Source organism: Sporocytophaga sp. (assembly GCF_017745095.1).
Taxonomy (GTDB): Bacteria; Bacteroidota; Bacteroidia; order Cytophagales; family Cytophagaceae; genus Sporocytophaga.
Map to the genome: position 1 here is coordinate 164,980 of NZ_JAGHZZ010000060.1, position 25,877 is coordinate 190,856.

Here is a 25,877-nt window from a genome sequence, read left to right on the forward strand (position 1 = left end):
TTAAAATGCATTGACACCATTAACAGTTGTGTATTTAAAGCTAAGCTTCTGATCAGGATAAACATATTTGAAAGCACTTTGGGCCATCAATGCTGCTTCATGGAAACCGCACAGAATAAGCTTCAGCTTACCCGGATAGGTATTAATATCACCTATCGCAAAAACACCGGGAATATTCGTGCTATAATCAAATGTATTTACTTCAATTGCATTTTTATCTATGTTCAATCCCCACTCTGCAATAGGTCCAAGCTTTGGACTCAAACCAAATAAAGGAATGAGATAATCCGTTTTAAGTTCGCTTACTTCTTTATCCTTCCCAATCACAGTGGCAGATTCAAGAACATTATCTCCTTTCAGCTCTTTAAGGTGAGTGTTTAATAGCAATTTAATCTTACCAGCTTTAGCAAGCTCAAAGACCTTCTCAGCACTGTCTGGTGCACCTCTGAAAGATTCATTTCTATGAACAAGCGTTACCTCTGATGCTACGTTTGACAAAAAGATAGTCCAGTCTAATGCAGAATCACCTCCACCCGCAATAATGATTTTCTTATCACGAAAGCGTTCAGGATCTTTGACCATATAATAAACACCTTTCCCTTCATATTTTTCAAGTTTTTCAATCTCAGGTTTTCTTGGCTCAAAACACCCCAGACCACCCGCAATTACGACAGTCTTGCAGGAAATGATAGACTCATCAGAAGTTTTGATTTCGAAAGTCCCATCTTCCTTCTTTGCAAGTGTCTCAACCCTTTCACCCAACGTAAAGGTAGGTTTGAAAGGATCAATCTGTTTTTTGAGATTATCAACGAGATCCTGAGCCAAAACCTCAGGAAAGCCAGGAATATCATAAATTGGCTTCTTAGGATAAATTTCCGATAACTGTCCACCTATCTGCGGAAGTACATCGATAAGGTGACATCGCATCTTTAATAAACCGGCTTCAAAAACAGCAAAAAGTCCGACAGGTCCGGCTCCAATGATGCATATATCTGTGTGTATCATAAAAATTATGAATTAGGTGGATGAATTACTTATAAACAAATATGCTTAACAATAATTAGCACAACAACTATTTTAGTAAAAAAATTTCAAACCTAAATAACTTATTCTATTCCAAGTTATTATATATTGAATTAAGAATTCTTTTAAAGTCTTCAAAATCCTTATCTGAAAGACCTTCCCAGGCTTTTAGCCTGATTTCCGAAACCGGAGGCATCAATTCCTTAACCATTGCAAGACCTGACTCTGTAAGGTGAACAATGAAAGATCGTCTATCCTTGGCATGCATTTTACGCTCAGTTAGCCCTTTTTCACAAAGAAGATCGATTATACGAGTGAGCGTAGGAGTATCTTTAAAAAGAAGCTCTGCCAGTTCCTTTTGATTCAAATCATTATGTTCATATAAATGTCGAAGGACAAGCCACTGATCCAGAGTGACATTAAAGCTTTTCTCATTAAACTGCTGCTGCGCATATTGTTTGACTCTCCGCGCTGTGCGGTCGAGGAGAAAGGAGTACATATTACAGAGGTAGTCTTCCATTTTAGTATTTTTCAAATCACAAATACTCAAAATTATTGCAAAAACCAATTTGATTACAATTCTTCAGGATTTTTTTTACAAATCAATTTGTTGCATTTGTTTCTAATTAAGTGAATTTGAGAAAAAGCTTAATCTTGAAAAGATTACCTATTCCCATTTTACTCCAGAATCATTCACTACTTTTATAAAAACGTTGCTTTATGAAAATTCTGGTTATTGAAGATGAAAAAGCACTTGCAGGAAGCATTACTTCTCAACTGGAGAAGGAAGGATACCTCTGCGAAGCTGCCTACGACTATCCAAGCGGACTGGAGAAGATAATGATATACAACTATGACTGTGTTGTAGTTGATATTAATCTTCCGGGAGGAGATGGTTTTTCTTTGGTAGACAATCTAAAAAAATCTTCTTCCTCTACAGGCATAATAATTATTTCTGCAAGAAACTCTCTGGATGATAAAGTACGGGGCTTAAACACGGGCTCAGACGATTACCTTGTAAAGCCATTTCACTTTTCTGAATTAAATGCGCGCATAAAATCTCTTCTTAGAAGAAGAAATTTCAACGGCAGTAATGAAATCGTATTTCATGAAATCAAAGTTGATCTTAACTCCAGAAAGGTATATGTGAACAATAATGAGATTGTTCTTTACAGAAAAGAATTCGATCTGTTAATGTATTTTCTTTCTAACAAAAATCATGTGCTCACGAAAGTTGCCATTGCAGAGCATTTGTGGGGAGACAACATAGACTCGGCGGATTCATTGGATATTGTGTATTCACACATTAAAAACTTAAGGAAAAAGCTTCTGGATAAAGGCAGCAAAGATTATATCCAGTCGGTTTACGGTATCGGATATAAATTTGGGGAAAAATGAAACTTCTTACCAAAACAACAATCTACTATATATTAATCTCTTTAATAACCTATCTTCTTATTGCAGGAACATTCTACATTGCTGTAAAGCATTTGATCTATAAAGAAGTGGAAGAAAGGTTAAGAGCGGAGCAGCATGATTTCGAAGCCTTCGTAAAAAGGCATGGTGGTTGGGATGAAAGCTCTTATTTTGTGGAAAATAAAATTGAAATAACAAAACTCCGCAACTTTGATCCTGTGCAAGCTGAGGATTCTTTCAAGGATACAATTTTTTATGACAAATTTGCCAGAGAGAATGTACCGTTCCGTGAACTCACTTTTTATAATAGTTTTAAAAACGACTGGTATAAAATAAGCATTCGTAAGTCACTGATAGAAACTACTGAACTTATCAGATATATCACACTCACTATGCTCTTTCTATTAAATATAGGCCTTTCCAGCATGTTTATCTTTTTCAGAAAAATGTCAAAAAATATATGGATGCCTTTTTACAATACTCTTGATAAGGCTAAAAAATTTGATATCAAAGATGACAAAGATGTTCAGGTTTCAGAAACAAAAATCTATGAATTTAATGAACTGAACGATGTTATTAAAAAGATGACAGGTAAAATGCGTAAAGACTATCTGAGTCTTAAAGAATATACCGAAAACGCTTCTCATGAAATTCAAACGCCACTAGCGATTATCAATAGCAAAGTTGAAAACCTTATCCAATGTGACAATCTCACAGACAATCAGGTTTTGTGGATAGAAGAAATTCAGAATGCATGCTTAAAAATTTCTAAGATGCACAAAGCCCTTCTGCTTCTTTCAAAAATAGATAATGGGCAATACAATGCTTCAGAGCAGATAGATTTTAATGATATGATCCGCGGCAAACTGGAAGAATTTGAAGCTTTATATACACATAAAAATATCAGTATAAGTTTTATCAATAAAGGAACATTTCTGTCAAACATACATGCGGATCTTGCTGATATATTATTAACAAATATTATCAAAAACTCCATAGTCCACAATGTATCTCATGGTGCTGTAAATATTGAAATAAAAAACACATCCATTGAGGTTTGCAATACCGGTCAACCGCTTATTACTGTTCCTGAGAAGTTATTTGAAAGATTTAAGAAAGATAAGGCTAGTGACTCTCTCGGCCTTGGTCTTTCCATTGTAAAGAAAATTGCAGACCACTCAGGGTTGAAAGTGGAATACAGATATGGCAATTCGTTGCATAAGATGATATTATCGAAATAAAGTTTTAAGTTTTAAGTTTTAAGTTGTAAGAATCCTTCGAGTTCCTTTACTTATAACTTAAAACTTAGTACTTATAACTTACCATTCACCCTCAACTCCTGCCCATCTCTTATCTCCTCAGAACCTTCTTTTAGAATAACATCCCCTTTACTCAGGTCACCGAAAACTTCAACGAGTGTATCGAGTACAATCCCCTTTTTCACAGGCACCCATTCTGCTTTGTTCTTATTATTTCTTATCACAAATACTTCTTCACTTGAATTTACAACTGCCGACTTTGGAACAAATAATGTTGCTGATGATCTCACAACAGGTATCTGAACATCCGCATACATCCCTGCTTTTAGCTCTTTAGTAATATTATTATAATCAAACTCTGCCATCATCACTCTGTTTTTATCCAGCACACTTCCTGCACTTCTTCCAAACTTTGCTTTAAAATCCTTATCAGGAACTGCACTTACCTGAAAAGTGACCACACCTTCTTTGCTAACAGTATTGGAATACAGTTCCGGAACTGCAAGTGTAAGTCGAAGTCTGGAGTTATCTTCCAGAACAAAAAGTGGTTTAGAATTTCCATCTGTCGCCCCTGTCAATGCACCAGGACTTATATTTCTTTCTATAATTACACCATCAAATGGTGCAGTAATAGAAAGATAATTGACCAATTCCTGTTTAGTCCTGTAATGCGAGCGTGCTGCATCCAGATTACCTTTTGCATTGAAAACGGATGCACTGTCTGCAAACATTTTTGCTTGAGCTTGATCCAGTTCATTTAAGGCGACTGCTCCTCTTGTAGCATTCGCCTTTATCAAACGATTATATGTTAGAGATGATGCAATCAGCCTGGCTTTTGATTCCTCATAAGCACCTTCTGCTGCTGAAAGCTGACCTTTAGCCTGATCAAATTCAGCAAGTACTTCAGGAGCATCTAATTCAGCAAGAATCTGACCTTTGCGTACCTGAGAACCTCTATCTACCTTCAGCTCTTTTACAAAACCTTTTACTTTCGAATAGATACTAACCTTATTCCAGGGATGTAATTCTCCTGGTAATAGCAGCGGCTTTTCAGGCTGAAGACTCAATACTTTTGAAACCGCAACCAATGCAACTTCATCTTTGTGCACAGACTCATTCTTCCGTTCTTCCTTGCTACATGCTGATATTAATGTAACAATTGCTATACTAAAAGCTATTCTAAACATGTTCATATATTCCTTTTTGATATAATTTATAGTAGGTACTTTCCGGATCTTCCGGGTCAAGAGAGATTGAATTAAATGATGCCTTTTTTTGCAATGAAACAAAAATTGCAGGCAAAATAAACAGAGAAGCAAGTGTTGATGCTAACAACCCTCCAATAACAGCCTGTCCTAACGGAGCAACCTGATCACCTCCTTCTCCTAGTCCGCTAGCCATGGGAATCATACCTGCAATCATTGCAATACTTGTCATGAGTATAGGTCGGATTCTGCTATTTGCAGCCAACATTGCAGCATGCGGAGCATCTTTTAATTCCAATCTGACCTGCTCAGCATTGGTAATCATCAAAATCGCATTTGCCACAGAAACACCCACAGACATAATCAATCCCATATATGATTGCAAATTAAGAGTCGCCCCACAAGCCATCAACATTAGAAGAGCTCCCGCAACCACAGCAGGAACAGCCGACAGAATAAGTAAGGCCAGTTTAAATGATTTAAAATTAGCAGCTAGCAAAAGGAAGATAATGACAACGGCCACAAGCAGTCCCAATTGAAGACTATTCAATGTATCATTTAAAAGTTTAGTTTGCCCTTTAAGTTCCACAACCAAACCTCTCGGAAGACTACCAGCTTCTTTAATTGCCCTTTGAACTTCTTTCCCTGCTCTTCCCAGATCTGCTTTATGGAGATTTGCAGTAATTGTTACAAGTCTGTTGGGACCAGACCGATCAAACTGACCAGGGGTTGATACTTCCGAAAATGTTGCCACATCTGAAAGCACAGGATGTAATTGATCACTAAGAAGAGGAATGTTCCCAATATCTTCAACAGAACTCATTTCCGTTTCCGGAATCTGAACCTGTACCTGATAAGCCAAACCTTTCTTATAATCCATCCAAAGGTTTTTATCAGTGAACCTACTTGAAGAAGTCGCAGCTACAAGTGACCTTGAAATTTGAGTAGATGTAAGGCCGAGTTGTCCGGCACGTTCTCTATCAATATTTACCTTAAGTGTAGGATATGACATAGGCTGAGCTATCTGAACATCTCTCAAAAATGGAATAGCTTCCATATTCTTCAAAATTTTCCCTGCAAACTTATTCGCTTCTTTGATATCTTTAGATGCTACAATAACTTCTATTGGATTCGGAGAGCCCTGACTCATTATTTTATCAACCAGTTCTATTGGCTCAAAAGATATTCTTATATCCGGAAGCTGCTCTTTAACCTTTGTTCTAATACGCTCCTTTAAATCATACATATTTATATTAGCATGTTCAGAAAAAGCTACCTGCATAACAGATTCCTGAGGACCACTATTAAAAACAAAGATATTAGAGGTACCATAGCTTGAAGGTACGGTCCCGACAAAAGCTGAAGAAATTTCCACGTTATTTGCTCCTACTTCATTCTGAATTAATCTTAATACTTTCAGAGTTATTCTTTCCGTTTCTTCCACCCTTGTTCCATCTTTGGCTCTGATACGAAGTTGAAATTGATTACTGCTGGCTTTCGGAAGTATATCTGTTCCAATAGCATACATGCATAGCCCGATTAACAAGATGGTGGCCGAAAAATATGCTAGAGTCCATTTTACTCTATTCTTTAAAATTTTTCCCAATGAACGAATATACCTTTGCTTGAATCGTTCAAATGCGGAAGCTTTTCTCGGCCTTTCAAATCCGTCATTGATCATTGTTTTGATCTCTTCAGGATCCAGCGCTAAAGTATTTCCCTCATGACGTCCATGATGTTTGAGCAGCCAGTTTGATAAAACCGGCACCAAAGTTTGTGAAAGTATAAATGAAGCAATCATCGCAAAGCCCACTGCAAGGGAAAGGGGTAGAAACATCGACTTAGGCACTCCTACCATTATAAATGCCGGAGCAAATACGGCGAGTATACAAAACAAAATTAATAATTTCGGAAGAGCAATTTCTTTACAAGCATCCCAGATGGCAACTGCCTTAGGCTTATTCATCTCCAGATGTTGATGAATATTCTCAATGGTGACAGTAGATTCGTCCACCAGAACACCAATTGCCAATGCCAGGCCACTTAATGTCATAATATTTATCGTTTGTCCAAATAAATTCAGCAAAATGACTGCTGATAGAATCGAAATCGGAATTGTCACAACGACAATAATCACACTACGCCAGTCCTTAAGAAACAACAGTACCATAAGTCCTGTAAGTACTGCTCCCAAAACACCTTCACTGATTAGGCTTTTCAGAGCATTCAATACATAACCTGACTGATCAAATTCATACCTTACATTTACATCTTCAGGCAAAGCATTTTGAAGAGAGGGTAAAGCAGCTTTTATGTTATTTACTACTGTTAAGGTAGAGGCATCTGATTTTTTTACAACAGGAATATAAACTGCTCTTCTACCATTGACCAAAGCATAGCTTACAGTAATATCAGATCCGTCTTCTACAATGCCTATATCACGAATGAAAACAGTCGGTCCAGCACCTACTCTTATTGGGATATTCAAAAAGTCTTCAGGGCGCTCAATCAAAGAATTCACAGGCGTCATAAGCGTTTTCTTTCCTATTCTGAGGTTACCAGCAGGAGAAGGCTGATTGTTAGCAACAACAGCTTTAATTATTTCCTCCGGAGTTAATTTATAACTCCTTACAAGATTAGGATCAATTTTGATAACAATGGATCTTTGATTTCCACCTAAAGGAGGAGGACTGGAAACGCCTTCTATCTTAGAAAACATCGGACGGACTCTTGAACTTGCAAGGTCCTGAATTTCGTTCAGAGAACTGGTTTTACTTTCAAAAACGATTTGTCCAACCGGTACCGAACTTGCATCAAACCGTATTACTTGCGGAGGCACTGTTCCTTCAGGCATATAAGCTTTTGCCCTCGAAACATTATTGGCTACCTCTCCTGCAGCCTGAGCCATATTGGTCCCGGGATAAAATTCAAGTTTTATAAGACACAATCCCTGTATGGTTTTCACATCAACATTTCTTATTCCAGAAACATAAAGAAAGTGATCCTGATACCTGGTTGCTATAAATGCATCCATCTCTTCTGGTGCCATACCACCATATGGTTGCACAATATAAATAGTCGGCAAATCCAGATTCGGAAATATATCAACCGGAATTTTAAACAACGAGAGCATGGAAAAAAATCCTATTCCTATCACCATTACCAAAATGGCAATCGGGTTTCTTAGTGCTGACCTGATTAGTTGAAACATGTATCCTGGTTAGTTTAAAATTTATTTCACCTGATTTAAAAACAATGAAAGATCTCCAGCCGCTGCGGCTTTCATGAGCAAAGCCCGCCATGCATTGCTATAGGCAATAAAGTTATCGGCCTCTGCTCTATTGAGAGTTACAAGGCTTTGGGTGAACGTCGGCAAATCAGTCAACCCGGAGCTATACCTAGTCTGCGCCTGTTCAAAGGCTGCCCTTGCTGCTTCCAGCTGAACAGGCGACAACTGAGCCTGCTTTAATGCTACATTAAACTGCATCTCAGAATCCTTCAATTCCCGGCTCTGACGCAAGACCTGGGCATCATATAAAAGTTGATATTTATCATACTGAAACATTTCACTTTTATAATCTCGGTGAATTTTAAAGTAGCTTGTAAGATTCCACTTTAATGCCACACCAGCCAGATAATTGAATACCTGATAATCCACACCACTTGAAAAATCAGTTCTGTATTCATTTGTTTTTCTTGAGATGCCGGAGCCTCTGGCCCATGTTGTCCCGACAACAGATAAAGAAGGATAAAACGATCGTTTTATTGAAATACTTCTTGCTTTGCTTAAATCTCTGAAAGATTGATATAACCTGAGTGATGGAGCATTTTTCAGATTATCCTTATCTGTTACAATCTGATTAGGTAACTCTTTGAAAAAATTCATAGTATCGATAGAAAGAGTGTCTTTCAATTCTCCCCCGCTCAATTCCTTAAGCTTAAGCCCATAGGATAGCTCATTTCGCTGGCTCTCTAAAAGTAAAAGTTCTGCTTTGGTATATTCTGCATGCGCAAGTGAACTGTCTACTCCAGGCTTTAGACCCGCAGAAACCTTTGCATTAACAGTATTCATATAATCAGCCGCCCTTTGGAGATTATACTCCTGCACTCGTTTCAACTGTTGATTGATAAGTAAAAGAAGATATAAATCTGCGATTTTAATCTGATGCTGAAACAATTCATTTTCATAATCCTTTTCAGCTTTCGACTTCTCGGCCTTTGCAGCATTGATACCTGCTGAAACCTTTCCAAAGTTAACTACCTTCCAATCAAGGATGGCTGTTGTATAACTACCATATGCGCCCTTATATATATTATCCTGCCTTATACCACCTGATGGAGCAAAGGTAGATCCTTCGTTAGGATAAAAGGCTCCTTCAACATTATTACTTGTAGAATAAGTATATTGATCTGCCAATATTAAATTAGGGAGATAATCGGCACGCGCAAATCCCACCTTCTCCTGAGCGCTTCTTACTTCGTATTGCTTTGCCTTTATACCAGGATAGGAAGACTTTGCTTTTTCAAGCAACTGATTTAGATTATAATCTTGTGCATAAGCAATACCTGGCACGACAAAAAATAATAATAAATAATGTTTCAGTATTTTCATCATTATTTTACCACCTTTCAAAATAGATTTAAGACTCCTTTAATATTTAAATCAAAACTAAAGGAGGATTCTGTAAGGAATTAGGAATACTAAGATTATGCATCAAAAAAATATTTTTCAGCACTTCCTAAATGTTTCCAGAATTAAAGGAATCAAAACTGAATTATGATTCTCTTATTTGACAACATCTATGTAGGCTCCTTTGAATAGCTACATAAGATTTCATTCATTTCTTTTATATTTATAAAAATCTAATTCTTCTACTATATGTTTAAAATCGGCATTGACCTTGGCGGTACCAAAATAGAAGCTATCATTCTAGATGATTCTTTAAAGGAAATTCTCAGAAAGAGGATTAATACTGAACAAGAAAAAGGTTATGAACACATTCTAGACAACATAGCTTCATTGTATAAAGAATGTAGCAAGGCTATCAATGAAGCCCCACATACCTTTGGAATTGGTACCCCTGGATCAGTCTCGGCCAAAACGGGGATGCTCAAAAACTCCAATACTGTTTGCCTTAATGGGAAACCATTTCTGCATGATCTTGAAAAAAGAATTGGAAGAAAAGTGGCTATAGAAAATGATGCTAATTGCTTTGCCATGGCTGAGGCTTTGAACGGAGCAGGCAGAGGCCAACCAATGGTATTCGGAGTTATCATGGGAACAGGATGTGGTGGAGGAATCGTATACAATGGACAAGTCATACAAGGCTTGCAATCTATAGCAGGAGAATGGGGACATACCACAATAGATTATCAGAGAGGACCAAAATGTTATTGTGGCAAACATGGCTGTGTAGAAACATTTATCTCTGGAGGTGGAGTAGAGAAGCGATATGAAGAACTTACAGGAGATAAAAAATCATTGCATGAAATCATATTATTATATCGTTCAGGCAATGAAAATGCAGGAATCATCATGCACAATTTTTTTGAGCATTTTGGTGTAGCGCTATCTAATGTGCTTGCAGTAATAGATCCTGATATTGTGGTATTAGGAGGAGGTGTTTCAAATATCGAAGAACTTTATACTTTGGGAATTGAGCAAGTCAGAAAGTATCATTTCAATGACGAACTCAAAACCCAAATTATAAAAAATCAGACAGGAGATTCTGCTGGTGTTATTGGTGCTGCCTTGATTGGTATTTAAACTTATTAAAGTTTAAATACAATTTATATATTAATTTTGGCTCTTCTTTTTCACAAGAAACCTGCTATTATTATATGACTTGACAACTTCCACTCTTTCCTTGGCAACATTGTACTCCTCACTATCAGCATAGTAGTAATCATAATCCGAGTCTATCCCTGCCTTATAAGTGCCGTATTTAATCCAGGAAAGGTCCTGAGTTCTTAGATAGAAATCAAATGATGATGCAAATAGCCAATTTGTATTCAATACAATAGGTTTTTTCTGAGGATCTTGTTTATATTGGGTTTCGAGAAAACTTATTATATCTTTGGTATCTGCATCAAACCACCATTCAGCACATGAATAAAAATTATAAGTCCTCGATAGGTTAGCAATCCCAACAAAAACAAATCCATACACAATTATTCCATATAGCAACCCTTTCTTCTCATAAAGATATTCTGCCAATCCAACAATAGAAAGTGCAAACAAAGGATAAAGAAACAATGCTGTCCTTGTTGTGAGATAGGGCGTTCCTGCAATTTTATGCTGTGCTATATTAACTATTACTGTCCCTATAAATAAAAGTGGAAAAATCTGAAAAGGTTTGGTCAACAATATGCGGTTACCTTTCCAGTAAGTTGGCAAAATCAACAGAAAATAATACGTAAATATCGCACCCAATAAAGCGGCAATAGCGATGATCGGAATCACATAATTATTACCTCCGTAATAGTAGAAGGTATAAGTTAATAGAGACTCTATTGTATCCTTGTAAAATCCGCTTGTACCCCAATGAACAAATTGATTAGTAGCGATCATTTTCGTAATTGGCAAATAAGATAAGGCGAACAAAATCGCTGAAACTCCACCCACTATAAACATTTTATTCACTCTTCCCTCCCAAGAAACTGTTTTATACTCCAGGAGTATGAGCACAAACAAGAGGCCTGAAAAAGCTACATAAAAATTAAGTATAGTAAAATTTGTATAAACTGCTATAGCAGCAATGCCTGAAGCATAGAAAAGATTTGCCACCGAATTGGCTTCTAAATAACAAATCATAAAATAAATTGCTGCAAACATAAAGGCAATTGACAATCCATAACCTCTTGCCAAACTAAAAAAATCAAGTAAATATTGATTACACACCAGAACAACGATCCCAAATAATACAAACGTCCAATCACTTCTCTTTTTTCTAAGAATACCAAGAACCGAAAGATAATAAACGACAAATCCTAAAATATTCGGCAATCTGACAAAGAATTGATTCCAGCCGAACAATTGAGTCGTTAATTTGATAAGCAATGTATTAACGATATGGTTATTGGGAATCGGATGTGCATATGTGATTATATCAATTACAGACATGCTTACAAATTCCGAGCATGTCCAATTTTCATCCACTGTAATGGGAAGAATAATTGCTCTTACTATAAGATAGATAAGCAAAATAAAGCCCGGTAAGTAAATAATTGATGATTTTAAAAGAGGATTTTCAAAGGTCCTTTTTAACTGGAGAGGTTGAAGCATAAAACTCTTAACTTATAATGTATAACAAAATCTTAGAAAGATACTAATTTTTCTTGATAGCTATTCAAAAAAAACACCATTCTATAAAACTGCAAAAACTTTGGAAGGTACTAATACCCTGAGTTAGTTAAAATTAAGAAAAATAAAAAAACAAAAAAACTATTTTAAACAAGCAAGCACCGTTCTCCAATCCCCCCTCTCCGGAAGTCCCGGCTTCCTTTTGTCAAAGAACAAGGCTATATAATTACCATCCTTATCAAATATTTCAAGCGAATTAACATCTCCAAAATCTGTTGGCTTTTAACGATCCATGTACTTGAAATCCTGTCTTCTCTAAGGTGTAGATTAAACTGAGGGTCCAACACCTTATACCCTGGACTGAAAAGATTCCAAACGACAAAGATAAAAGAGAATGCAGCCAGGATAAATTTTATTTAGAATAATTCCAAACAAATCAACCAATTTTAATCTGCCTTTAATAAATTCAATTCTCGACTCTTAATATCAAAAAGTCAGAAATACTTGAAACTGATTTTTTGGGTGTTTAAACACCATAGTCTCTATTTTAACCTAAGAAAATAAAACATTCATAGACAGGAAGATTTCCTTAGCAAAAAGCTGACTCATTTATCTAACTAATTTAAATACTATATCTAGTGCTATACAATGCACGAGACTAAGGATTCAGGAGATTCCGAAACTGAAAAAATACCGTTTTACTTGACTTACCTTCAATTGAATTTCTTTTAACTTTGCATCCCATTGAATTTTTAGAGGGCATAAAAAATCATATTAAATCATATACTACCTGGTAGTACTCTATATATACACCTGATTTTCAGGACACCATACTATAACCTAACAGCAAATTTTACTAAATCACTATGAATCGTTTTTTACATCTATTGTGCTACTTTTTCCTTGCTGCATTTATTCCGATACAGGCAAGAGATTTAAGTACAATTCAAAAAGATGCTTCTCCTCTTTTCATTGAAAACAGAGGACAGCTGGCTAGCCATGACGGAAAAGCTATGAAAGACATAAGGTATTATATGTCTGCCAAGGGCGCTCAAGTCTATTTTCTTCAGGATCGAATTGTATATTCATTCAAAAAAGAGAAGGAAGAATATTCTGAAGCCACAGGAAAATCAAATGGCCGAGCAACAGGTACGAAGTTAACTTTTGAAGAACAAACAGTAGTCCTTCATTTAAAAGGTGGAAATAAAACTCCTGAAATTCTCTCTGAGGAGAAAGCTGAATGCCATTTCAACTTCTATTATAAACATTGCCTTCAAGGCATTATAAATGTACCTGGCTATAAAAGAATTATCTACAAAAAGATTTATCCTAATATTGATCTCGTATTTTATGCAAATGGCCAGGGAATCAAGTATGACTTTATAGTTCATCCTGGAGGAGACCCTTCTATAATAGCAATGGAATATGAGGGTGCAGAAGGAACTGCATTAAGTAATAATGGGCAGCTTTTGATCAATCATAAGTTAGGAAAGATTGAAGAGCATAAACCATATACTTATCAGACAGTCAATGATCAAAAGATTGAAGTAGGTTCTGATTTTAAGTTAATAAATAATAAAACGGTTGGATTTAACATATCCCGTTTCAACAAAAATAAGGATCTTGTAATAGATCCTTTTGCCACTTACTATGGAGGGACCGGTTCTGATGAGGCCAAAGATATCGCCACAGACATAGCAGGCAATATATATATGGCAGGAAACACTTATAGTGATGATTTCCCAACACAAGATATATCGGGAGGATACAATCAATCTGCATTTGCCGGATATCAGGATGCCTTTATAGTTAAATTCAATAACAATGGAGTTCGCCAGTGGGCCACTTATTTTGGAGGCAATGATGATGATGCGCTGAAAGGTATCGGAGTAGATGCAAACGGAAACATAGCAATTACAGGTTATACAACCAGTAATGACTTTCCTGTAAAAACATTGACTGGTGGCTACCAACAGTCATTTAATGATGACTATATTAAAGAAGCTTTTATTGCAAAATTCAATACAGGCGGCGCTCTTCAATGGAGCACCTACTTTGGCGGTTCAGAAGATGATGAAGGTGCTGATGTTGCCATTGATGGATCAGGGAATATCATCGTTACAGGAACTACACAAAGCACAAACTTACCTATAAAATCCTTAACAGGAGCTCTTAATGTTTCTACTTCTTTTGGAACAGGTGATAGCTATTTCGCAAAGTTTGATGCAAACGGAGCACGTATTTGGGCAAGTTACTATGGTGGTTATTCTATTAATCCGAGCGGAATTGTTGTAGATGCGAGCAACAACTTCTGGATCACAGGAATTACATCTTATGGTTTCACAGGGAAAAGCTTATCCGGAGCATACAACCAGAGTTTAAATTTTTCTGCTACAAATTATTATGATGCCTTCCTGATGAAATTTAACAGCAGTGCATCTTTAGTTTGGGCAACATGCTATGGTGGAAACGGAACAGAAAGTGCCGGTGGAATAGCAATTGACGCAGGTAATAACGTATTAATTACAGGTGGAACTGCAAGTACAGACTTCCCTCTTCAGAATCTTTCCGGAGCTTATAATCAGGCTACTAATGCCGGTGGTGAAAGCGATGCATTTATTGTAAAGTTTTCAAACGCAGGTGTTCGTTCATGGGCCACTTATTATGGTGGAACAGGCAATGACTATGGAACAGCTATCGCATCTGATAAATCAAGTAATATACTTTTAGGTGGTTATTCTTCTTTAGGAAATTTACCAACACTATCTATTACAGGAGGATATAATCAAACACAAGGATCTACTCAAGATGATGACGATGGTTTTATTCTAAAACTTAACAGTTCTGGTGCAAGACAATGGGCTACTTATTATGGAGGTAGCTATGATGACCAAATAACAGCCATTACTTCTGATGGAAATGGTAATGTCATAGCTGCTGGTTTCTCTAACAGTGAATCTTTGCCGGTTCAATCTAATGCAGGTGGTTATAGTCAGGGAAATGATTATAGTACTAAAGCTGTCATTGTTCAGCTGTCACCTAATGGTGTTTTATCCTCCGGACAAACTGCCCAAACCATTACATTCAATACTCTTCCAGACAGAGACTTTGACGATTATTTTACATTGAATGCAAGCTCAAGTTCAGGGCTGCCGGTAACATACACAATCTCAGGGCCAGCGCAGCTTTATAATGGAAATGAAGTATCCTTTACTGGTATCGGAACCGTTACTATCCAGGCTTCCCAAAATGGAAACGCAACATACAAAGCTGCAGATCCTGTTATAAGAACATTTTGCGTAAATCCATCAAGACCATATGCAATACAGGGAGAAGAAAGTTCTTGCCTCGGAGAACAGATCTATACAACATCAAACCTTGATGGTGCAACTTATCATTGGATGGTTTCTTCAGGCGGTACTATCACAAAAAATGAAGGTAGAACTATAACTGTGAAGTGGGCTACTCTAGGAAATCAAACAGTTTCATTATATGTCAGCGGTAATTGTGGAAAGAACAGCGATACCATTTCTAGGAATATAGCTATAGTTTCATTACCTGCATTGGGAACAGTTACCACAGTTCATCCTGCTAACGATGCCAATAACCTGACATTACCAGTGATTTTCACCTGGAATAAAACTACTAATGCAACTAAATACGACCTTTACTATGGCACAACTGATTTTGCATTAACTTATCCTTATGCAAGCAATATTACAGATACTGCCTACAAAGTTACATTTGGCATTGATTATGGAGTTCCCTACAAATGGAAAATTGTTGCAAAATCATTATGCGAAGCGAAGGAAAGTGCTGTGAAAACATTTACATTGAACTGTGTAACACCTTCTCAGCCGGCAGCTATAAATGGCTCTACCTCAGTATGTCCGGGAGAACAATCCTACTATGTCGAGCTACAACCAGGTGTTGATTACAACTGGACTGTTTCCGGAGGAGGCACTGTAACCGGCATCGGCAGCTTTGCAACCATAAACTGGACTTCAACCGGAACATTCATCATCACAGTAACACCGTCTGTGGCATGTGGAAAGACCGGTACTGCAAAGACGTTAACTGTAACTGTTGCTGATAAACCAGTTCCAACTGCTGCCACCAATATGGTTCCTGCAGATGCTGCTACAGATCTTGCTTTGCCATTAAACCTTTCCTGGTCTGCAAGTCAAAATGCAGACAATTATGACTTATACATTTGGAAAGATGGTACCTCCAGGCCGACAAGCCCTTTATATAATGGAATCACATCAACAAGCTATATTTTAAGTTCAGGACTTGAATTTGGCAAACCATACAAATGGCAAGTTGTAGCAAACAATAGCTGTAAATCCAAAGAAAGTGCTGTACAGACATTTACACTTAATTGTATTACACCTCAACAGCCGCCAGCTATATCAGGAGAAACGCAGACTTGTCCCGTTAAAAAATCATATAGCATTCAAGGAGCTCAAGGAATAGATTACACCTGGTCAGTTACAGGTGACGGAGTAATTTCCGGATCTGGTACATCAGTAGATGTAACTTGGAATACTCCCGGAACATATACGCTAACTGTCACTCCTTCAGTAAAGTGTGGCAAGACAGGAACTGCGCGTACATTACAGGTAACAGTAATCAATACACCTGTTCCTGCTGCTGTTTCCGGAATGACACCTTCTAATGGCAGCGAAAATCTGACTCTTCCATTAGACCTTTCATGGTCAACTGCTAAGGACGCTACATCATATGACCTTTTTTTATGGCCGAAAAACGAATCAAAACCTGGCGCTCCTTTCAAAAATGCTTTAGCGGCCGTTACATACAGAGTAACAGAAGAACTTTCAAAGGGCATTGTATACAACTGGCAAGTAATATCGCGAAATACCTGTAAACAAACAGAAAGTTCTGTTCAAACCTTTAAACTTTTATGTCCTGTACCTGACCAGCCTTCTGCAATAACTGGTCTTACGGATGTCTGTCCTGGTGAATGGACTTACTCTGTCCCAGGTCAGTTCGGTATTAATTTTGAATGGCAAGTTTCTGGCGGTGGCTCAGTCACTGGAACAGGAGCTTCAGTGAAGGTAAACTGGACAACAACAGGAACATTCAATGTAACTGTAACACCAGTTGCAGCCTGCGGCGAAAGAGGAGCATCAAGAACAATAAGTGTATCAGTGAAAAATCCTGTTACACCAGCAGTAGTAACAGAAATGAAACCAGCTGATGGAGCCATCAACGCATCAGTGCCTGTAAATCTCACCTGGTCAACTTCTTTTGGAGCTACTTCATATGACCTATATATTTGGCCGGATTCAGTAGCTGCAAGACCAGCATTTGCTTATGCATCCAATATTAATGGAACAGCTTATGCCGCTAAAACAGATTTAGCAAATAATCTGTTTTACAAGTGGCAGGTTGTAGCAAAAAATAACTGTAGATCTACTTCAAGTCCAGTACAAAGATTCAAGACCATTCCACTTCCTGACCTTCAGATAATAGGTTCAACAATTCCAACTTCTGCAAACGGAGGAACACCGATAGCACTAACATGGGAAGTTAAAAACACTGGCCTTACTTCTACCGGAAGTGCTGAGTGGGAAGATAAAGTATACCTTTCAACAGACCTTGACTTGAGAGCTGCTGATGATCAGTTATTGGGTACATTTAACAATGTAAGTTATCTGCAGCCAGGAAAATCATATACACAGCGTGAGGAAGTGGTGCTCCCTTCAGTACCTGGAACATATTATCTGTTTATCATTACAGATAATAAACATGCAACATGTACTGGAACCCTTACTGGAGACAAATGTTCAACAGACAGAATCAGCGGAGGAGACCATGTACTTGAAAGCAACGAACAAAACAATTATATATATAAAGTAATAACTGTAAACCCATCCCCTGCTGCAGACCTTGCTGTTACTTCTGTAGGTGTACCAACTTCAGTATTTAACGGAAGTAAAATCAATGTAACTTATCAGGTTAAAAATATTGGTCAGGCGAATGCGGTTGGAAAGAAATCCTATCCAAGCGGTGTGATTCCTTTTACCACAGGAGTTAGCAGCGGAGGTTCTTACAGAGGTGGATCAGTACCAAGCTGTTATGATCAATACTGGAACGATATGATCTATTTATCAGAAGATAATTCATATTCTCCTGAAACAGACGTGTACGTAGGCTATTCATTTGTTGCCCTGAAAAGTAAAACACAAAGGGACATTTGTATGAATTATGCAGGAATACCACTTGTAATAGACAGTTCATATACCATGACAAGTGAAGTGAATCTTCCTCCCAAATATGTAGGCAAATACTACATCATTGTGGTTGCTGCAGACAAAGAAGGTGTTGATGAAGCTTCTCGCTATGGGAATAACATTAAGGCAAGTGAGCAGATTACAATTAACCTCACTCCTCCCCCTGACTTTTCTGTTACACAAGTTGTAGCTCCAGCTACAGCAGTTTCTGGTCAGGAAGCAACTTTCTCCTATACGGTAAAAAATATAGGAGCGAACGGACCTCATAAATCAGAAACTGTCTGGTACGACAATATTTATATTTCAAAGAAAAGTATGTTTAACAAAGATTCTTCAATCAGTGTTGGTAAATTCTATAAAACGAATAGCCCAGCATTCCTTAGAGATTCCAGTTATACAAATACTAAGGAATTAAAAATTCCAGAAGGTATTGCAGGAAATTATTATGTATATGTTGTGACGAACGAAGAATTCAAAGTTTTTGAACATACTTATACTGCGAATAATATTGCAAAAAGTTCAGGAACTATTAATATTTCTGCAGGATCTTATCCTGACCTTTCAGTATTGTCTGTTGAGGTTCCTGATACTATCTATGCGGGAAGAGAATTCACGATAAAATATCAGGTTAAGAACATAGGAACCGGAAGAATAACAACAAATTACTTCGATCATATTTATTATTCCACGACATCTACATGGAATCCTGTGTATGTTTTGAGAAGCAATATTATGACAAGTACCTTCGAAGCAGGCCAGACAAAAAATCTGGAAATGAAACTTAATGCTCCGGAAAGTATTGGTAATGCCTGGTTCTTTGTTTATTTAGATCCTAATGATATTATATTTGAAAATGGAAGTGAAGCCAACAATTTAAAAGGTATTTCAAAGAGTGTATATATTAAATATGCTCCTTTGGAATCTGATTTATCTGTATCTTCTCTAACAGTGCCTCTTGCTGGACATTCAGGAAGCAAAGCCAAAATTGAATGGAAGATAAGCAATATCGGCACTGATGTCACCAAAGTCAATTCATGGTCAGATGGTTTATATATATCAGCAGATACGATATTGGATGGTAATGACAAGTCTTTAGTTATAAATAACTTCAGAAATAGTCCACTTTCCCCAAGAGAAAGCTATAATGCTTCTACTGAAGTCGATCTACCTAAAGGTCTTTCAGGAAAATACTACCTCTTCATTGTTACCGATGCGACCAGAGCTGTAATAAATGAAGGTACTGAAAAGAATAATATTGCATTCAAAACGATCACCCTAACTCCAAATCCTGCTGCTGACCTTGTGGTAACCTCATGGAATGCTCCTTCTGAGGCATATGCAGGCCAGACAATAACTGTTAAATATACAGTTAAAAATCAAGGAGGCACTGATGCTCAATCGATATACAATGATTTCAAATTCTGGACTGACGCAGTTTATGTGGCACTAGATCCTGCATTTGCATCTCAATCAGGAGTTGTTCAGGTAGGAAAATCAGGATATAATCTTCTTTTGAAGAAAAATGAAAGTTATACTGATAGTATTGAAGTTACACTTCCTGACTATCTGAATGGTAACTACTTTATTTTCTACAAAGCCGACAACCAGAATATGGTATTTGAAGATGCGCAGGATGACAACAACCTGTCTCTAGGACTACCAATTAAAGTTGTTACTGCAGCACCGGCAGATCTCGTAGTTAAGAGATTGAACCTTACTCCTTCTGCATATCTTGGTGATACTATACAGGCATCATATTCTGTCAGAAACATAGGGACTGTGCCTGCAATAGGAAACTTGCGTAATAATGCGTTCCTATCCAAAGATCTTATCCTGCAAACCAATAAGGATGTTTTGGTAAATTATGATTACAAATCCATCAATCTTTTACCTGGTGATTCTATAAGAGGAACATTTTCTGCTCCTTTAATAGGAATCACTCCAGATGTTTACAATGGATTACTTCAGACCAACAGCTCAAATGCTGTCAATGAGATAAATACCAACAATAATATCGGAACCAGCAGCAATACGCTTACAGTAAAAGCACGATCATTATATCTTGATGTTATAGAAAATACTGTTCTTACACCCAAAGACAGATTGTACTATCAGATCAGTGTGGATGCTGACCTTGACCTGATATTCACGCTTACAAGTGATCAGTCATACGGATTAAATGAGGTATACATAGCTTACAACCGTGTACCTTCAAGTACTGATTTTGATTTCAAATACACTGAAGCAAACAGGCCAAATCAGAAAGTACTGGTGCCACAGACAAAAGCAGGTAACTATTATATCCTGATAAAATCTTCAGTAGGTTACAATGGAAGTCAAAAATTAAAACTCCTTGCCAAAGCTCTTCCATTCTCAATTTTGAGCATTACACCTAATGAAATGGGACAAGGAATTGTAAGCGGAGTATTGAATGGTGCAGGCTTCAGAAATGGAGTGAAAGTAGTGTTGAAAAACGGAAATGCAACAGTGGCCTCTGCTAAGATAACTAAAATGATTAGCAGTATGGAACTAAACTTGCGTTGGGATCTGACATCTACACCAAAAGGTATCTATGATGTAGTTGCTATCAATCCGGATAACAAAGAACAGGTTCTTGTTAAAGGAGTGGTAGTTGAAGCTGCAAGAGCTTATTCTATTGATTACATTCCTCAAGCTCCAAGTATTTTAAGAAGAGGAAAAAGCGGATTCTATACTTTCACATTCAGGAATACCTCAAACATAGATATTCCAGTGCTTCATGGAGACCTTACTGTTTTACAAAAAACAGAAGTAGTAGAAGTTCAGAAACTTGAAGGTAAAATTATTACAGGCATTGATTATCCTCTTGATATTGATCTTCCTAACACTGACTTTACAGAAATTGGTGGAATTAAACTCATCCCATTTATTTCAAGAGACCTTGCTCCTGGCAATCAAATTACACTTGCTGTAAATCTGGGAATAAGAGAATTTAACTATAGCAATTTCCCTCTATCAGTGAGGCTTTATGCATATGATCAACAACATCTGATGAATAGATTAAATCAAGATATTGAACTTATGCGACTTGGAATTCTTTCAGACCCAGCATTATTAAGAGCTGACATCGTAGAAGGATTGGTAGAAACTGCTGGTAACAGAAAAGCTTTTGTTGATCTGATGTTAACTCCTTCCTTCAAAAACGGACTATTAACTGAAGCTGATACAATAGATTTTGATTTTGCATGTCATAGCTGTCTGGACGCAGAAGGTTTAAATGCCGCATATCCGAAAGACAATGATACTGCTGGAGTTACTTTCAACTTTGATCCAGGAGCAAGCCCTGGCACTGCAAATCTTCCGTCAGCAGTCTTCGGTCCGGGAGAGGATTACTTGTGGGAAATCAACAAATACAATGGCACAGCAGGGGCTGATCCTGGCTTTGATCTGATTAAAGTTCAGGGAAGTATCAATATTACAGCAACATCAGCCAATCCTTTTGTTATCAGAATTTCATCTCTTGATGAAGACAACTACCCTGGATATCTTTCCGGCTGGTGGCCTTCAGTAACCAAGAGCTGGCCAATCGCAGTAGCAGCAGGCGGAATCAAAGCTTTTGAAACTTCAAAAATTTCAATTGACACTTCAAGATTTGTTGCCCATAACTATACTTATGGAGGAAAGTTCTCTTTAAAACTTCAGGGTACAGATACATTACTACTTGTGTACACCCCAAGAATACCTAAACCTGGAGAAGCTGGTATCCCTGGTGCTCCGGGTGGATATGGACAACCAGGTAGTCCTGGTGGACAAGGTGGACCTGGAAACAGTACTACACCAGCAGGACCTGGTGGACAAGGCGGCTGGGGTGGACCTGGCGGTGGAAGCGGTGGTCAGGGTGGACCTGGCGGATCAAGCACAACAGGACCTGGTGGAACAGGTGGACCTGGTGGACCTGGTGGGCCTGGTGACGGCGGTGCAACAAGTGGCGGAGAAGGTGGAGAAGGCGGACCTGGTGGTACAGGTCCTGGTGGAACCGGACCTGAAGGTGGTAATGGCCCTACGGGAACAATTAATCCTGGCCCCGAGACAACTCCTCCTGGTACACCTCCTGGAACTCCTCCAAGAAAAAGACCAGGAAGCAGAACTAAAGGACCTGGTTCTTATAGAACAAGTAAATATTATGTCCCTCCAAGACCAAGGACACCGAGCGAGCAGGAATTACCTCCTCCTCCGAAGCAACCTTGCAATGATAGCGAAACTTCAAATGAACAATGCAAGAAAGGATTTGATATAACCAATCAATTTGTAAAAGTAGCGACTAAGTCCAGCGATCCTTATTCAGCTGTAATAGCAGCAGGGTCTACAGGATTCCCAATAGACAACTGTTATGCAAATGCAGTAGTAGGAGGAGTTGCCGATGGTATTAACGGAGCACTTTCAGCAAAAGAAGCTAAAGGTTTTAATCCCATCATTTCAGCGAGTATAGCAGCAAATGCAATTAAATTTACAGTTGCAGTGACATTGTGTTCTGAAACCAATGAGGAAGTAAAGAGACGTGGTCAGATGATCATCGATGGTATCAACTGTGTGAATTCATCCAGTGGTGTTGAGTTCTTTATAAACGTTGCTACTTGTATCGGAAAAGAATTCTTCTGTACTAATATCCTCAGCTCATGCGATCCAAATGAGATTATCGGACCTGTTGGTTATGGACCTGATAGAATGGTTGCTTCATCTCTACCAATGTCTTATAAGGTAACATATGAAAACGACTCTGCAGCAGCAACGACTGCAGCTCAGAGAGTATCTATTACAGTTCCTTTAGATGATCATCTGAATCCACTAAGTTTCAGAGTTGGAAAATTTGGCTTCGGTAAATTCAACTTTGAAGTTCCGGCAAATCAGTCGAGCTATTTCACCACACTTGACCTTCCGGATTCTCTGGGCTATGATGTAGAGGCCACAGCAGGAGTAGATGTAATCAAAAATGAATTGTTCTGGACATTCCAGACGATAGATCCAACAACTGGTTTACCTCCTTCAAATCCTTTGAAAGGGTACCTTCCTATCAATGATCTTATTGGAAGCGGAGAAGGTTATGTTACTTTTTCAATCCGTCCGAAAGAAAACGTCCAGACTGGAGATACTGTGAGAGCGAGAGCTTCAATTGTATTCGATACTAATGAGCCTATCATTACCAATCAGGCAAGGAATACGCTGGATGCTAAAGCTCCTGTCTCTTCGGTAAATATTGTACCTGTTCAGATAGATTCTACAACTATGATCACAGTAAATGTTGAAGATGACTTGAAAGGCAGCGGGCCTGGAAATTACGATCTGTTCGTGTCTGAAAACGGAGCGCCATATAAAGTACTTGTACAAAAGTATTCTGCAGACAAGCCATATCTGTTCAAAGGAATCGCCGGATCTAACTATTGTTTCTTCTCTATTGCAAGAGACAATACTGGTAATTCAGAACGAATAAAAACAATTGCAGAAGCTTGCACACATGTTAAAGGCGGTGACGATGCAATATCGATGCTTTCACCTAATGGAGGCGAAAGCTTCTGCTCTGGATCCAATGTTAACATATCATGGTTAAGTTCAGGAACCAATCCTGTTGACCTCTCCTATTCTGCTGATAGTGGTAAAACTTATACTACAATAGCTGAAGGTCAGAGCCCCTCTGGAGCATATACTTGGATTTTACCTGAAACAATCATTTCTTCGGACAACTATCTTATCAAAGTTACTGATAGTAATGCTTCATCAAAAACAGATTCAAGCGATAAGGTATTTGCTATAGGAAAAGTAAATATTGCCAATGCAGGTTCTGATGAAACAGTTTGTAAAAGTGCAGCTCCATATAGCCTCAGTGGCTACAGTCCTCAGGGAGGAGTATGGTCAGGCAATGGAGTAAGAGTAGATGGACTATTCAATCCATCATTGGCAGGAACAGGTACGCATCTAATTAAATATAGTGTCAATACGGATAACTGTCTGACAGTGGTAAGCAAGAATGTAACAGTTACAGAATCTCCTGATGTTACTCTTGAAGCGATAGCTCCTATTAATGTTAAGGCACCTGCATTTGCACTCACAGGTGGAAGACCTGCAGGTGGCACCTATTCAGGAATGGGAATAATTAATGGAACGTTTAATCCTGCGATCACTGGTACTGGTTCATTTAACATCACATATACATACAAGATTGGTGATGCGTGCTCCGGTACAGCAACACAGGTGATATCTGTAATTACTTCACTGGAAGCGCCAACAAACTTAACCGGAAAGGCAGTAACAGAAACCCAGATCAATCTCAGCTGGCTGGATAACTCTACCACTGAAACAGGCTATGTTATTGAGCGTTCAGAGAACGGGACTGACTTTGAAGTAATAGCTACGTTACCTGCGAACAGTACAACCTACAATGACAAAAACCTTACTCCTGATGGCGTTTACTTCTACAAAGTAAAAGCTGTGAATTATAATGGAGTCCATTCAGAATATAGCAATGTAGTTAAAACCATTGCAGACCCTGTTGCGATTCATCCATCACTTTCGGAAAGTATCTATATGAAATTATATCCGAACGTTGTATACAATAGTTTCACATTAGAGTATAACTCAATCGGAGCAAATCAGAAGGTGCTGGTATCAATCTACAATACGCTCGGTGTATTGCTGATGCAGAGAGAGATCGACGGAACATCTGGTAACTTCCAGTCAGACTTTAATGTGACTGGCATGACATCTGGAACCTATTTCCTTAAGATCACAGATGGTGATGACCAGTTTATAAAAACCTTTATAAAGGAATAAAGAACCACCACATAATAAATTAAAAGGCTGTCTTGTATAGGGACAGCCTTTTTTAATTCCTATTATTAATAAATGAAATTCAGTGTATCAAAATCAATCAACAAAAAAATATAATTTGTCCTCCCTCAAGCTGCAATTGATTTAACCCCCTTCTGAATGGAATGAATAGTTATCACTTCATGAAACTTACCCCTGATCACAACATATACCTCCTTATTTAAATATCCTTCAAACACATAAAGAATAGCCTCTGTAACCTTTTTCTGATGAGCCCGATAGAAAATCAAAGATGCATCAGATATTAAACCTTCTCTTGTTTTATGACACAAGGGCTTAAGAAAAGACGGTAAGCCTGAAATAAGGAAAACTTGTTCTTCTGAAGACAAATCCTTCATCATCTCCTGAAAAAAGATTTTCAGAATATCTTCTGATAATTTCATATCTATTGAAATAGAAAATCTTAATGCAAGATCACGAAGCATGGTACTCGAATTTCCTTTATATTTAATCAGCATCATTTAAATTCATTTAAATTCATTTAAATTCATTTAAATTCATTTAATTTAAAAATATAATTTAACGCCATAGTCTGAAGAGAAACTGAATGCGT

Annotated in this window: 11 protein-coding genes and 1 pseudogene; 4 read left to right on the forward strand and 8 right to left on the reverse strand. The window is 37.8% G+C overall.

Annotated features, from left to right (window positions below; all coding sequences use genetic code 11):
• Both J7604_RS26865 and J7604_RS26870 read right to left on the reverse strand, forming a co-directional pair.
• Nucleotides 1–1,005 (reverse strand): NAD(P)/FAD-dependent oxidoreductase, encoded by a 1,005-nt coding sequence (locus J7604_RS26865; protein ID WP_293903712.1) that lies wholly within the window; start codon nucleotides 1,003–1,005, stop codon nucleotides 1–3.
• A 106-nt stretch (nucleotides 1,006–1,111) separates the two neighbouring features.
• Nucleotides 1,112–1,543: a MarR family winged helix-turn-helix transcriptional regulator gene (locus tag J7604_RS26870; protein WP_293903715.1), complete on the reverse strand. Its 432-nt coding sequence runs from the start codon at nucleotides 1,541–1,543 to the stop codon at nucleotides 1,112–1,114.
• 200 nt (nucleotides 1,544–1,743) lie between these two features.
• On the opposite strand from J7604_RS26870, the gene J7604_RS26875 reads away from it, so the two are divergent.
• Both J7604_RS26875 and J7604_RS26880 read left to right on the forward strand, forming a co-directional pair.
• Nucleotides 1,744–2,421: a response regulator transcription factor gene (locus tag J7604_RS26875; protein WP_293903718.1), complete on the forward strand. Its 678-nt coding sequence runs from the start codon at nucleotides 1,744–1,746 to the stop codon at nucleotides 2,419–2,421.
• The gene (locus tag J7604_RS26880) at nucleotides 2,418–3,680 is read left to right on the forward strand and encodes a HAMP domain-containing sensor histidine kinase (RefSeq protein ID WP_293903721.1); all 1,263 of its coding nucleotides are present in this window, start codon (nucleotides 2,418–2,420) and stop codon (nucleotides 3,678–3,680) included. The genes J7604_RS26875 and J7604_RS26880 overlap by 4 nt, the downstream gene beginning before the upstream one ends.
• A gap of 71 nt (nucleotides 3,681–3,751) precedes the next feature.
• Here the strand turns inward: J7604_RS26880 and J7604_RS26885 are convergent, their stop codons facing one another.
• The 3 genes from J7604_RS26885 to J7604_RS26895 are packed head-to-tail and all read right to left on the reverse strand — an operon-like array spanning nucleotide 3,752 to nucleotide 9,518.
• On the reverse strand, nucleotides 3,752–4,885 hold the full coding sequence (locus J7604_RS26885; protein WP_293903724.1) for an efflux RND transporter periplasmic adaptor subunit: 1,134 nt from the start codon (nucleotides 4,883–4,885) through the stop codon (nucleotides 3,752–3,754).
• Nucleotides 4,878–8,114, reverse strand: coding sequence for an efflux RND transporter permease subunit (locus J7604_RS26890; protein ID WP_293903727.1), 3,237 nt, complete (start codon nucleotides 8,112–8,114; stop codon nucleotides 4,878–4,880). Before J7604_RS26890 ends, J7604_RS26885 begins: the two co-directional genes overlap by 8 nt.
• A gap of 21 nt (nucleotides 8,115–8,135) precedes the next feature.
• A complete protein-coding gene (locus tag J7604_RS26895) occupies nucleotides 8,136–9,518 on the reverse strand; it encodes a TolC family protein (protein WP_293903730.1) in 1,383 nt (460 codons plus the stop codon).
• Between the two features lie 264 nt (nucleotides 9,519–9,782).
• Between J7604_RS26895 and J7604_RS26900 the strand changes: the two genes are divergently transcribed.
• On the forward strand, nucleotides 9,783–10,670 hold the full coding sequence (locus tag J7604_RS26900; RefSeq protein ID WP_293903733.1) for an ROK family protein: 888 nt from the start codon (nucleotides 9,783–9,785) through the stop codon (nucleotides 10,668–10,670).
• 30 nt (nucleotides 10,671–10,700) lie between these two features.
• Here J7604_RS26900 and J7604_RS26905 read toward each other — a convergent pair whose 3' ends face one another.
• Nucleotides 10,701–12,188: a hypothetical protein gene (locus J7604_RS26905; protein ID WP_293903736.1), complete on the reverse strand. Its 1,488-nt coding sequence runs from the start codon at nucleotides 12,186–12,188 to the stop codon at nucleotides 10,701–10,703.
• Between the two features lie 159 nt (nucleotides 12,189–12,347).
• Nucleotides 12,348–12,476: pseudogene (locus J7604_RS27135) on the reverse strand (hemin-degrading factor); the annotation flags it as partial.
• 596 nt (nucleotides 12,477–13,072) lie between these two features.
• On the opposite strand from J7604_RS27135, the gene J7604_RS26910 reads away from it, so the two are divergent.
• Nucleotides 13,073–25,267 carry a CARDB domain-containing protein gene (locus J7604_RS26910; protein ID WP_293903739.1) on the forward strand — a complete coding sequence of 4,065 codons (12,195 nt, stop codon included), beginning with the start codon at nucleotides 13,073–13,075 and terminating at the stop codon, nucleotides 25,265–25,267.
• Nucleotides 25,268–25,392: 125 nt separating this feature from the next.
• On the opposite strand, the gene J7604_RS26915 is transcribed toward J7604_RS26910, so the two are convergent.
• A complete protein-coding gene (locus J7604_RS26915; protein WP_293903742.1) occupies nucleotides 25,393–25,785 on the reverse strand; it encodes a hypothetical protein in 393 nt (130 codons plus the stop codon).
• Nucleotides 25,786–25,877 lie beyond the last annotated feature (92 nt).

Excerpts from the sequence above, each read along its gene's own strand:
- J7604_RS26865 (WP_293903712.1), bottom strand. The coding sequence starts at position 1,005 with ATGATACACACAGATATATGCATCATTGGAGCCGGACCTGTCGGACTT.
- J7604_RS26870 (WP_293903715.1), bottom strand. The coding sequence starts at position 1,543 with ATGGAAGACTACCTCTGTAATATGTACTCCTTTCTCCTCGACCGCACA.
- J7604_RS26875 (WP_293903718.1), top strand. The coding sequence starts at position 1,744 with ATGAAAATTCTGGTTATTGAAGATGAAAAAGCACTTGCAGGAAGCATT.
- J7604_RS26880 (WP_293903721.1), top strand. The coding sequence starts at position 2,418 with ATGAAACTTCTTACCAAAACAACAATCTACTATATATTAATCTCTTTA.
- J7604_RS26885 (WP_293903724.1), bottom strand. The coding sequence starts at position 4,885 with ATGTTTAGAATAGCTTTTAGTATAGCAATTGTTACATTAATATCAGCA.
- J7604_RS26890 (WP_293903727.1), bottom strand. The coding sequence starts at position 8,114 with ATGTTTCAACTAATCAGGTCAGCACTAAGAAACCCGATTGCCATTTTG.
- J7604_RS26895 (WP_293903730.1), bottom strand. The coding sequence starts at position 9,518 with ATGATGAAAATACTGAAACATTATTTATTATTATTTTTTGTCGTGCCA.
- J7604_RS26900 (WP_293903733.1), top strand. The coding sequence starts at position 9,783 with ATGTTTAAAATCGGCATTGACCTTGGCGGTACCAAAATAGAAGCTATC.
- J7604_RS26905 (WP_293903736.1), bottom strand. The coding sequence starts at position 12,188 with ATGCTTCAACCTCTCCAGTTAAAAAGGACCTTTGAAAATCCTCTTTTA.
- J7604_RS26910 (WP_293903739.1), top strand. The coding sequence starts at position 13,073 with ATGAATCGTTTTTTACATCTATTGTGCTACTTTTTCCTTGCTGCATTT.
- J7604_RS26915 (WP_293903742.1), bottom strand. The coding sequence starts at position 25,785 with ATGATGCTGATTAAATATAAAGGAAATTCGAGTACCATGCTTCGTGAT.